This is a genomic window from Arthrobacter alpinus (assembly GCF_001445575.1).
Lineage (GTDB): Bacteria > Actinomycetota > Actinomycetes > Actinomycetales > Micrococcaceae > Specibacter > Specibacter alpinus_C.
Genome location: NZ_CP013201.1, coordinates 1 through 11,169, shown reverse-complemented (window position 1 = coordinate 11,169; position 11,169 = coordinate 1). Strand labels below are relative to the sequence as shown.

At 55.6% G+C, this 11,169-nt stretch carries 12 protein-coding genes and 2 pseudogenes; 1 reads left to right on the top strand and 13 read right to left on the bottom strand.

What is annotated here, in order from left to right:
• Positions 1-992: 992 nt before the first annotated feature.
• The 9 genes and pseudogenes from AS189_RS20150 to AS189_RS19135 all read right to left on the bottom strand — a co-directional run bounded on the left by AS189_RS20150 (position 993) and on the right by AS189_RS19135 (position 8,075).
• Positions 993-1,514, bottom strand: coding sequence for a hypothetical protein (locus AS189_RS20150; protein ID WP_129587447.1), 522 nt, complete (start codon positions 1,512-1,514; stop codon positions 993-995).
• Positions 1,511-2,053, bottom strand: coding sequence for a hypothetical protein (locus tag AS189_RS20145; RefSeq protein ID WP_237760088.1), 543 nt, complete (start codon positions 2,051-2,053; stop codon positions 1,511-1,513). Before AS189_RS20145 ends, AS189_RS20150 begins: the two co-directional genes overlap by 4 nt.
• 1,236 nt (positions 2,054-3,289) lie before the next feature.
• The gene (locus AS189_RS19165; RefSeq protein ID WP_129587445.1) at positions 3,290-3,679 is read right to left on the bottom strand and encodes a hypothetical protein; all 390 of its coding nucleotides are present in this window, start codon (positions 3,677-3,679) and stop codon (positions 3,290-3,292) included.
• Positions 3,679-4,101: a DUF4352 domain-containing protein gene (locus tag AS189_RS19160; RefSeq protein ID WP_062294126.1), complete on the bottom strand. Its 423-nt coding sequence runs from the start codon at positions 4,099-4,101 to the stop codon at positions 3,679-3,681. Before AS189_RS19160 ends, AS189_RS19165 begins: the two co-directional genes overlap by 1 nt.
• Positions 4,102-4,479: 378 nt before the next feature.
• Positions 4,480-4,954 (bottom strand): annotated as a pseudogene (locus AS189_RS19720) (adenylyltransferase/cytidyltransferase family protein).
• Positions 4,951-5,396: pseudogene (locus AS189_RS21385) on the bottom strand (sugar transferase). The pseudogenes AS189_RS19720 and AS189_RS21385 overlap by 4 nt, the downstream one beginning before the upstream one ends.
• A gap of 245 nt (positions 5,397-5,641) precedes the next feature.
• Positions 5,642-6,208, bottom strand: coding sequence for a nucleoside-diphosphate sugar epimerase/dehydratase (locus tag AS189_RS20130; protein ID WP_062294116.1), 567 nt, complete (start codon positions 6,206-6,208; stop codon positions 5,642-5,644).
• An 854-nt stretch (positions 6,209-7,062) separates the two neighbouring features.
• Positions 7,063-7,236, bottom strand: coding sequence for a helix-turn-helix domain-containing protein (locus AS189_RS19710; RefSeq protein ID WP_237760087.1), 174 nt, complete (start codon positions 7,234-7,236; stop codon positions 7,063-7,065).
• A gap of 206 nt (positions 7,237-7,442) precedes the next feature.
• Complete coding sequence (locus AS189_RS19135; protein ID WP_062294109.1) at positions 7,443-8,075, bottom strand: hypothetical protein; 633 nt, start codon at positions 8,073-8,075, stop codon at positions 7,443-7,445.
• 3 nt (positions 8,076-8,078) lie between these two features.
• Between AS189_RS19135 and AS189_RS21040 the strand changes: the two genes are divergently transcribed.
• Positions 8,079-8,201 (top strand): hypothetical protein, encoded by a 123-nt coding sequence (locus AS189_RS21040; RefSeq protein WP_272946759.1) that lies wholly within the window; start codon positions 8,079-8,081, stop codon positions 8,199-8,201.
• A 569-nt stretch (positions 8,202-8,770) separates the two neighbouring features.
• Here AS189_RS21040 and AS189_RS19125 read toward each other — a convergent pair.
• The 4 genes from AS189_RS19125 to AS189_RS19105 form a co-directional block, all read right to left on the bottom strand.
• Positions 8,771-9,238 carry a hypothetical protein gene (locus AS189_RS19125; RefSeq protein ID WP_062294103.1) on the bottom strand — a complete coding sequence of 156 codons (468 nt, stop codon included), beginning with the start codon at positions 9,236-9,238 and terminating at the stop codon, positions 8,771-8,773.
• Between the two features lie 56 nt (positions 9,239-9,294).
• Positions 9,295-9,798, bottom strand: a complete 504-nt coding sequence (locus AS189_RS19120; protein WP_062294099.1) for an AAA family ATPase — start codon at positions 9,796-9,798, stop codon at positions 9,295-9,297.
• The gene (locus AS189_RS19115; RefSeq protein WP_062294096.1) at positions 9,789-10,313 is read right to left on the bottom strand and encodes a helix-turn-helix transcriptional regulator; all 525 of its coding nucleotides are present in this window, start codon (positions 10,311-10,313) and stop codon (positions 9,789-9,791) included. Before AS189_RS19115 ends, AS189_RS19120 begins: the two co-directional genes overlap by 10 nt.
• Positions 10,314-10,775: 462 nt before the next feature.
• Complete coding sequence (locus AS189_RS19105) at positions 10,776-11,000, bottom strand: hypothetical protein (RefSeq protein ID WP_082634590.1); 225 nt, start codon at positions 10,998-11,000, stop codon at positions 10,776-10,778.
• Between the last annotated feature and the right edge of the window lie 169 nt (positions 11,001-11,169).

Here is an 11,169-nt window from a genome sequence, read left to right as displayed (position 1 = left end):
TGGGCAGCGGGGGAGGCTGGAAGTCCGGCCTGTCAATGTGTAGTGCTTGAGAAGCTGTACACCTGTCAAGACGGAAGGATAAATCGCGACATCGTCGATAGTTCCGTTAAAATTGCTGTTTCCCGGCTGATTCGGCCAACCGTTGAGGCTGTCGCCGCCGATCCTCCACAATCCTGAGTACGATTGGCCACTTGTAGCGTCGCTTCTGTGCCCAACCCGTACGCCGTCGACGTACAACTGCATGCCACCTGCCCCAAGCGTTGCCGCGACCTGATGCCACTGTCCGTCATTGTATGTCTTAGAAGTTGAGAGGGTTTGGGCGCTTCCTGGATAGACTCCGAACCAGAGATGCCCGGCATTGTCCATGTAGACGTGGCGGTCGTAGCTCGACGAAGTCCCCGTCGCAGAATTCCCGAATCCAACGATCTTGCCACCACTTGTCGTTGATGTCTTGAACCACGCCTCGGCCGTAAATGTGTCAGGACCAGGTCCCTGCATCCTGGCTGCAATGAATGCCGAACTCGTCCCGTCAAAAGTCGAAGCCGTTTCGTTGGCCATCGATCCGCTGCTACCTCGTCCAACTCCGACCCCGGAGTCCGCGTCATTGAAGGATGCGTTGTCGTAGGCCACGGTTCCTGAGGGTTCGTTCAGCGGCCAAAAATTCGTGGCCCCGTCGGTGATAACTTGTGATGTATATGCGCTCGGTGCCGCCGATGAAATTGTCACACCCGCGGATCTACTCCCAGTGAAGTTATTGCCCCATGGATCGGACACTCGAATTCTGTAGGTGTGAATCGATCGGGCACTAGACCTGTATCGACGAATCCCGACTGCGGTAGGGCCCACCAGGGAGAAAACGGCGTTAGTTGTATAAATGGGCGTTGTCCCATTGTCGCGGAGAACATCATATGTGAGAGTCCCATCATCGATGTCCGTTGTTCCAGTCCACGCTATTCTTGCCGAACCAGAATTCAACGATATGACGCTTGGGGTCATTGTTGAATATGTGGGCCCCTGCTTGTTGGAGCTATGGTGCGGGCGGCAAACGTCGCAAGGCCTTGTTGCGCCTTACCATTGACCGACGTAAATTCCCCACCCATTACCAAATAATTTGAGTTGTTGGCCAATGCCCATCCGCCTTGGAAGATTCCTGTGTATGTTCCAGCATTGACCAGTGGATACCATGGCAACTGGGTTGGAACAGGCTGGTAGGCATAATTCATGTTTGATCCCGGAGCACCCTGATCAGTACCGGTCGGGTAGGTTGTTTCAGCGATTGCCCGCTTCCATATTTGCGGGTTGTGATCACCAAAGGTTCCCACTGACGTGCAGTCGTGCGCATGGCCAGTGCTGTACACTACTTGCCCCATTACGGCTAGGCTGTAAGTGGCCCCATAACAATTGTCCAGCCAAATAAGATTGCCTGTCGCCAAGTCCGCAGCCCACCGGCCATCGAACCAATGTCCGCCTTCACCATCGTTACTACCAAATACAACGCCGTTTTGAACCGTCAATTCGGTAACCCAGGATCGGCTTGATCCAATTGCCGTTGGGGTGGGTCGGCTGCCCCACGGTTCAAGTGCCCGGTATTTCCATCAACTGCACCGATACCAACGATCGGCGAACCGTCTAGGTTCTGGAAACGACCACCAATCAGGATCCTAGAATTGTCTGGGGCCGCCCAAAGTGTTTCAACAATGTCGTCTACCTTAGGTGTCCAAGGCAACAAAGCGCCTGAAGATCGTGTGAATGCAGCCAGGTTTGATCGAGTTTGACCACCGGCGTTACCAAATGCACCGCCCACATAGACAGTGTCATTCGAAACAGCAACATTTCGAACCGGCCCATTGACTACCGGCTTGAAATTTGGATCCAACGTTCCTGTGGCAACGCTGAAGGCAGCTACTTTCATGCGCGGGACTCCATTGACGGTTGTGAAGTCTCCTCCTACGTATATCTCCGATGAATCGACCGACAATCTAACCGTACGGGCCTGTGCATTCAGATTTGGGTTCCATGGCAATATAGCGCCAGTAAGGATGTTAAAGGCCATTGCGTTGTTGCGACCCACTTCGCCGGTACCGGCGGCAGCCCCAGAAGGACGCGCAGATGTGAAGCTTCCGACCGCGTAGGCGACATTGCCACAACTGCAGTTTTCCATACGACTCCGTTGATCTGCGGTGTCGGCAAAAATCGCCGGCCACTGTTTGTGGCAACGGCGCTGGGCTGTCGGCTGCCGTCGCGGTCGATACGGGACCCACGACGAGGACCGCCGTAATCATTGCTGCGGAAGTCAAGACGGTCAAGCTCCTAGACGCAATCTTCGTACGACGTATTTGCATTCTCATTGTCGGCTGCTTTCTTGAATAGAAGTAGACACGGATAATCACGTGGTCGCAGATGCGGATGTATCCCGCATTTTAGGTTTCACTTGGTGTGGAACTTCGAGCTCATACTTCAAAGCCGGAACTAGCAGTAATTGACGTATTAGCAGTCCCCGGTAATTGAACCAACCGCTAGAGCACTAGGAATGAGCGCCGGTGTCAAATTGGTTTGAAGTACGGCCACAGCGAGGACAAAAGATATGAATGAGTCCAATACTCGAAGGCCAAGTACAGCTGACTGTCTACCGCGAACCGCGGCCAGTGCACCATACGGAGTAACTGCTGAGACAGAGATTGAATAAAAATCACCCTGCGACAGCAAGAACTAGGGGATGTTGCCCGGTTACCAAATGTCCAATTACGGGCAAAGTAAAGACCGAGTCCTCCAACAACAATCGAAACGCCGGCCAACCCCAGTACCGCACGATCCGCCCGCCCCAACAGTTCACGGATGGAAGTGTCGCCGTTTCTTGCAAAGGATGTGAATAGAATGATGATGCGCCGCTGACTACGAGCATCATCGGCGCAACGTAGATGCGGGCGACTTCAACTTGCCCAACTACGGCCGCCCCTACCAGGACAAGAATTGTCATTCGAACAACGGTAAGCAGTCCCGGGCGGACTGCCTGTTGGGCTGCACGCCAAATGCCGTATTTTGGAACCGAACTGGTACATTTCACAACCCGCATGACGAGGAACCGCTCGCTCCGCGGCAGCAACATGACTGCGGCGAATAAAGCAACCAATTGGCCGCCCAAAATCGAAAGAAAGAATATAACGAGACTCGGCCGAACTGTTGCTGCCAAAAAACCCAGTACCAACAATGCACAAGTAGGCCAATCAAATCGACGATAACGATTTCCAATACAACAGATTAGCCATTAGTGTTCGTCTGAGCGTATCTTCTAGGACAATATTGCAATGGCCCCAGAGAATGCGACCGCCTCAATGGGAGTGAGGAACCGGGCCATCATCACGACAAATGCGGCAGCTATGGCAGCTCCGAAGCTGAGACCAACGCACCACAGCTGGAGCGTAAAGCGCACATGGCGATCAAAGCGATCGAGAACAGTCAAGGTATCACCAATGAATCCGCTGACTAGTGCAGTTACTAGCAGCAGAACGCCGTAGAGTATCGCAAATCTACCGAGCCCTTCGAGACCGAGCATTCTGGCGGCGATGATCTGCAACACGAAACTCACTGCAGCTTGCGATCCCTGCGCCGCCACCCCTCCGAAGATTCCACGGCTTGCAGAACAAGTAATTCGCCCAAATACCTTGGAAAAAGTACCCATCAGAGTGGGAACTTTCCCTGAATTACTGCCGGTTGGTGGTTGCCGTCAATGTCAACATAGAGGGTTGAAGCCATCGGTTGAGCCGGAATGGCAAAGGCGTACTCGCCAGATTGAACTCCACCGGGTTTGACCGTTCCGAAGAAATCGCTTGTGGTTGAATCCGGGTAAACCGGGGAAGCCACAGTCGAGCCCGGGCCAAATTTTAGTGTAACTATCACTTGTGACAAATCGACATTGGAGGTGGAATCGTTTGTAATCTTAATGGACATCTTTATGTAGGTCTGGCCCTTGATGGATCCAGCGCTTTGGTCGGACACAATACCTCTGGCGAAACCTGAAATACTTACGGCAACACCGTCAGCATATTTAACTCCAGATTCGAGTGTTCCTACTGGGGCCTTTTCTTGCTGTGCGGATGCCAAGGCATTTTGCCGTTTTACGACGGGGGCCCCAGTTGCTGAATCAATGTACCCAGGACCTCCAACCGTCGCACTCGGAGCCGAGGATGCCCCTTCCGTCCTGGGGATCGAGATCCGGAGGAGGGCACGGTGCCGCTTGAAGAGACGGGCCCAGAAGTTGATCCCGCAGCGCCGACATCCACCGTGTGAACCGGCTGTTGACATCCCGCCAAACCTACCGCAGACAAAACAACGACAACTCCAACAACAAGGGCGGATCCCCGACTTGCAAGAGCGTTACTTCGTCTGCCTGGATTCGCAAATTCAATCTCCATTGCGGACCGTTTCTGGATTATTTTCATTTTCCCCGGATTCATACTTATATTGAGACCAAAAAGCTAATTATCGCTTGAGATTCTTCACCCACGGAACAGTCTGTATTCGAAATGACTCTTCGCTAGAATTCATCTGATGTAAAGCCGTTCGCAAAATCGTACTCGAAGTATGAACCGTGTACGGAAATAGACAACTTTCACGCCCACTTCTGCAAAGTCGCGCTCCAAGGTAAGTCCTTTGAACGTACCTTTCCAGTCGTCGCCCTTGAAGAAGATGTTAAATGGAGTCTGCCGCCAGGTGTCCAACTTATTTGGCAGAATTCCTCTACGGCCTCATCTACCAATCCGATATTGCGGACAATTTCCAAGCGTTCTGCCAGTGGAATGACAGGCGCACGACCCTTTGTCGCTATGAGGAGATCGTCAGCTACAACGCCGGCTATGAGATAGTCGCAATGCGCTTTCGCCTGCCTTAGTAGGTTCAAATGACCTACGTGGAATAGATCGAAGGCACCTGCCGCATATCCAATTCGTTTCGTCATTCCATCCCCCTAGTAGGCGCCTGTTGGCTCGTAGACCGCTCTGAATGTTCGCCACAAGATAATGAAGTCCCCGTAAGCGACCAGTTCTCCACGTAATACAAGTCAAGACGGACAGCCTCATCCCAGGGAAGATCCGACCGGCCACTGACTTGCCACAGACCGGTGATGCCTGGCTTGATCAGCAACCGACGATGCGTTGGCTTCTCATACTCATCAACTTCTTTTTTCAAAGGCGGCCGAGGACCAACCAAGCTCATGTCACCCTGAGAACGTTCCAGAATTGTGGCAACTCATCCAGTGAGTACTTCCTCATCCAGCGTCCGCAGCGGGTAACCCTCGGATCGATTGCCATCTTGAACATCAGCCCGTCGGTCTCATTGGCATTTTTCAGGCTTGAAAGGATGCTTTCTGCGTTAGTGACCATGGAACGGAATTTGATCATTTGAAATACTTGACCGTTCCGGCCCACCCGGTCCTGGTGGAGAATGCCGGTCCGTGGCTGTCTCGCCGGACAACCACGGCCAGGACCAGCATCGCGGCAGCAAGACCAGCAGCGCAAAGGACGAGAATGCTATATCCATGGCACGCTTCACACATGTTTGGCACCCGAGTACTGCGGAAGCTCAACGTGCATCAGCGGCAGTCCTTCCACGGGGCGGAAGTGCACCCTGGGTCCAGCCACATTGGTCAGGTTGATGATAGGACAAGTTCTGTATGCAGTTCACCCAAATCCCAACCAAGCTGCTGAATAGCACTAGGGCCACCGGGTAAGTTTCCTGCAACGATGACTGTGTCTGCCCCGGTTGCGGACAGTATTTTTTCAAGCTGCGCTTCGCTAGAAAAGACGGGAACTCGGTACCACGGCGGCGTGAGTTCGGTACCAGCGGTGAGGGATGTCAGTGCCACGCCTGCCACCTTGTATCCGGTGCCTGGGTTGGACCGCAACTGGGAGATGACGTAGCCGGCATCTTCGGTGCCACCCATCACCACGGCGTTAGAGAAGTAGCTCCCCGCTGCTCGACGCCTGGCCAACCACCTGCGCCACAGCCACCGACTCACCAGCAGAAGGAGAACACCCAGGGGCAACGCTATGGCGAAGAATCCACGTGCAATGTCAAATTTGAGGACCACCAAGAAGATGGCCAGCAGACCAAAGGCACGCAGGGTTGAATGGATGATTCGCTTATATTCGGTGGCCCCTGAACCAAAGATTCGCTTGTCGCGGGTGCGGAACAATTCAGATCCGCGTTCCACATGAGCAGCACAAGAATGCTCAAGGGAATGTATTGGATGGTTGCTCCTTGCAAGGCTGTGGAGCCATCGAACATGAACCGCCCCATGAAGGCAACGGCCACGACAGTCAAAGTGACGATGAAGTCTGTAAGACGAATGTTGCGGGCGTAGGCGGTAGACCAGTTGACGCCTGTCACCAAGTTGCCTGTGGTGGCGGGGCGCAGCCGTGCGTCCCACACTGCGTGTTTGCTATGCGCTGGCTTCAGCGTCTGGCGCCGTCCGGTTCCGGCTAGGGTGCCGGTCGACAAAAACGTTGAGTGGTTTTTGAGAATGCTCATGACATCCCCTTTCCGAATGGGCACAGAGCGAGAACGCTCACCACTGACCGCTGCTGCGGCCAGTGGTTCCAGCGACTAAGGGGAGCCGACGACGGCTGGGGGAAAGCCTTGGTCTCAGAAGGCTTATCCGCCGCCGGCTCCGAATAAGGAGCCCAATGACAGAGATTGGACAGATCTTGTTGGGGTGAGGGCGAAGCATAGGTAACTACGTGGCGTAGGTGCGCTTCGAGACAGGCTTTAACTCCCCCAGCAAGGTGCACCACCGCGTGCTCTGGACTAGACATTGAGACCTTCCTGCACAGATATCCGGTGGGATACCTCTAGCTACGGCCTCCGAGCACTGCGTGCACGAGTGGCCACTACGCTATTAGTCGCAGGTTGCCTGAGTATGATGCTGGGAATACTTGTAGAGGTACTCACACCCTGGAGCACGGTACTTGGTTCTGGATACCTGGCGCACAAAAAAGCCACCATCTCGCGCAACGCAAGACGGTGGTTTCCGGTGCTCCTTAGTGCTCCAAAGCGGAGGGGTGTTTCCTAATCAGAGAGAACCTGCACCAGATCATTGCGGTCGGTAATCTCCAGCTTTGCATAGGCCCTGTACAGGTGCCCTTCAACTGTTCGAACCGAGACATGGAGGGCAGCCGCAATGGACTTATCGCTCAGTCCCTGTGCGGCCATGAGCGAGATTTCGAGCTCTCTAGCGGTCAACCGTTCTTGGAGTCGGTGATGACCGCCACGTACCCGGGCCTCGACTCCTGCACCTCGCCAACGGCAGCGTCGACCCGTTCAAGACCGTCACGCACCCGATGTGACAGAAGAGAGTGGCGGTCCTTGGCTAACGCGGACGATGCCAACCGGGAATGCCCTGCCAGCGTATTGGTACATTTGTGCTTCCAAAAGCTGTTCGCCCACATTCACCAGCACTGGAGCGCTTCTTTGCTCAAGCGCCTCGGCAAAGGAGGCCAGCCTGCAGCCCAGCGGCCCTCCACCTGTGTCGCTATAGCCAGGATCCGGCGTCGCGCTTGGCTCGGTTCAAACTCCAGCAGCAGAGCCAGCGCATTGAGCTCCGCTGTGAATTGTCCTCGTGCATGGAGATCATCGGCCAAGCTGAAAAGCTCGGCAATACCTGCCCCATCGCCGTCCAAATATTCACGCGCTGCAGCAATGAAGGCTCGTTCATGGGCTACCACGATGAACATACCGGTGTCCTCCGAGTACTGCCGAACCAGCTCCCGCGCAGTGTCGAGGCGTCCCGATTTAGCGGCCGCATACGCCGCCATTGCTGAGCAATAGCCCAAGAGCTGCTGTGGATCGCTGTGCGCCAGACCATCACAGCTCTCCAGCAGCGACGCCAACGCTGCAGTGGTGCGACCCTGGCGCAGCAGCATCATTCCGCGGGCAACACCAACACTGCCACCAAAGGAAATGGTGGCCTTACCGACGTCGACGGCGAGAGACTGCATTAGCTGCTCCGCCTCGTCCCACAGCCCCGCCGTCAACGAGGCAACCTGAGCCCGGGTGATGATCATTTCCGGCACGAAGTACACGTCATGATCCTCGGCCTGAACAATCGCGAGGCCGACATGGCCCGTGCCATTCCGGCGACGGGTTGGCCCAAGGCGCTCAACCTCTCGGCATCCAGCGCCAAAGCCATGGACCGGTTGCACAAATGATCCGCATCATCAGTTCCGGTAGTTCTGCCGAGCACGTTTTGTATGTGCGGCTGCATCAGGTGGTACTCGCCAGACCTGGAATGAGCCATCAAATCAATGATGTTGGCCCGCTCCCCAGCCCGCAATAGGATGTCCTGAGCGTTCTGCGGATCGCCGCCCGCAAGTCTGTCAGCGTGTAAGCGCAAGGTGATGGCATCACCATGGATGGTGTCCGCAGCAAGCCCTAGCGCCGACTTTGTGGCAGCCCGCACAGTCCACCAACATGAGTTCTGAGACACTACCGGCACTCTCCGGAGCATTCTCCACAGTGCCGCCGCTGCCGCGTACTCCCCCACGTTGAACCGAGCACGCGCCTTGATGGCGTGAGCCCTGCCGTAGTTTCGAGGACCAGTAACCTCGTCGGCGAGCCGCAAGGCCATCCCGGTTTCATAGAGCTTGCACGCAAAAATGGCAGCTTTCAACAGGTCTTCATCGGGGACCGGAAGACCACTTTCCAGCGTCCAATGACCATCCGCAAGGCGGACTCGGGTGTGGTGGATTCCATCTTGAGCTCATTGATGAGCCGGCTGTCAACATGCGGCTCTGGGCTCGTGGCACCAGTTCGCGAATAACTCCCCGTAGACCGGGTTGATCAGCCTCAGCAATGCGGTTCCGTCAAGGGTTTCCTGGAGCAGATGGCGTTCAAAAAGTTCCGCCAACGCTTCTGTTCCCATCTGCTTGCTGACTATTTCAGCTGCAACAGGTTCGCTCAAAGCCACAAGGTTTAGGGTCCTCAGCGCCACCGCTGATAGCCCACGCAGTTGTTCCCTGACCACCGACTGTAATTGGTAACCGGCAGGTACCGACGCAATGTCCATCACCCACAGACCGTTTCGCAGGTGCAACTTTCCACTAGCCAGGGCATCGTCCATGAGCAGCTTGATGAGAAGCGGGTTCCCGGCAGCGGTGTGCCAAAAGTACCAGCCGGTGTTTGCCGTGGGTGTCCCACCCAGCAACCCGGCGCAAAACGCGTGTCCGTCCTCCCGCGTCAGGCCCACAAATGGAACCTTTCAGCGACGCCGGCGTCCAAAGTTGCGGCAAGGGACTGACGGGTTCATTGCCTGCACGGTGGGCAATAACCACCTGGATCTTCTCCGCCTGAGCTAGGTTGACCACTACTCAGCTGTGGCCCTGTCAATGAAGCCGGATCGTCGATGATCAACAAAGGCTTGCCGAGCTCCACATCGTTGCCAAGCTCTGCCCGCAGTTTTGTTTCTTGCTCGTCCAAAAGAGCGAGGGTTTTCCTGATGGCATCAACATGAGATTCTACAAACGCATTCGAAGTACGGCGTAGAAAAGGAGCAAGAATTCCAAACGGTATAGATGCCAACGACGGCGTTCCCTGCAGCGAAATCACGGCTGCGTGGGAGGAGGTTGCTTTGGCCAGTTCACGCAGCAAGGAGGTGGTGCCCAGCCCCATTTCACTGCTCAAGAAGATGGCACTGCAGCCAGATCGATGTAGCTGGTTGGTCAATTCTTCCAGTTCTTCCTGGCGGCAGAACGGCGTAGCAAGCGTAGGGGGATCATGCTGGCGGTGGTTTCCGGAATTCACTGCCATTGCCTAGAAGTCCTGGTCTTCAGTAAGCTCATGCTCGTGGTGATGCCCAGCTTGCTGTACAGCTGATAGAGATGACCTTCCACCGTCCTGACAGAGACGCCGATCCTGTCAGCAATGGCACGGTTGCCAAGCCCGCGTTTGGCCAACTTCGCCACCTGAATTTCCCGCTGTGTGAGCTTGACCCCGCACTTGGGCTGGAAGGGCAGTTTTGGCAGGTTCTTGTGGAGGCGGTCCAAACGCTGCGATGCCAGCCTGGCCAAGGAGTTTCGTCCCGCGTCCCTCGCGAAGTCCAAGGCGAGAACCGCACATCGGGATTCGACGGCGTCGAGCTTCAATGTCTCAGCAATGTGCGCAGCTTCCAGCGCCTTTTCGGCATCTTTAGTCCGGCAACTGCGTGCCAGTAATACATTCAGCGTTGCCATGGGGCCTTGACGGCGTAGGGAAACATCCTCCAACAGCGCGTAATCCTTGTCGGTCGCCTGGATGGTTGCGGCGAAAAGTGACATGGAGGCCATGGCAAACCGTCCCTTGTCAATGTCAACGAGGCTGAGAGATGCATTTGTTCCGTTGCCCGCGGGTCATCGAGCCAGCGCAGCGCCAGGTGCGTGAAGAATTGAGCATGGCTTGGTTGGTCCACAAGGTTGGCCAAGGACGGATTCGGCCAGTTCCAGCCCTTGCCCTGTTCATTGTTGACTTGGGCGTGACAGAAGGCCAGCGCAGCATAAGCCCAGAGCATGGTCACTATTCCGGGCTTCAAGCTGGCCGCCGCAGACATGAGCACCTGCACTGCCTCGGCCCCACGTCCGGCAAATGCATGTGCCAAGCCAAGGTTGAGCTCGATCAAACCGCCGCGGTAAGGAACGGGGCGGTGCAAGCCTCCAATTTCATCCTGAAGCATCGCAACGCAGTCGATCCACTGCCCGCTCCAATCTGGGCGATCGCCTTTCCGTTGCGAGCGTAATCACTGAAAAGTGGAGTCACGCCAAGGGCTGCAGCGTCCGTCTCGATGCGTTGGCCAGCGCAATCGCATCCAACTCACGGCCAACTGCTGCTAGGGCAGGAACCAGCAGGCACGCGCAATTGAGACGATACGCGGCGTCGCCCTCATTCGTTGCCGCCTCCAACTCCGGGATGACGGCAGTGAACTCGCCCAGGTGGATCTGATATTCGAAACGGGCCAAGTTCAGAAGTGTTCGTCCCAACTTTCTGTCGTGTCCGGACCCTTGCCATTTTCGGCAGCGAGACGTTCCTCGGCGCCAGTCAATAGCTCCTGAATTCTCGGCAAGCCGGCTTCTACCCACAGCAGTGCCCGGGTGCAGGCCAAACCCACGCCCCAAATTCTTCAATGGGTAGCTGCGAAATGACTGTAGC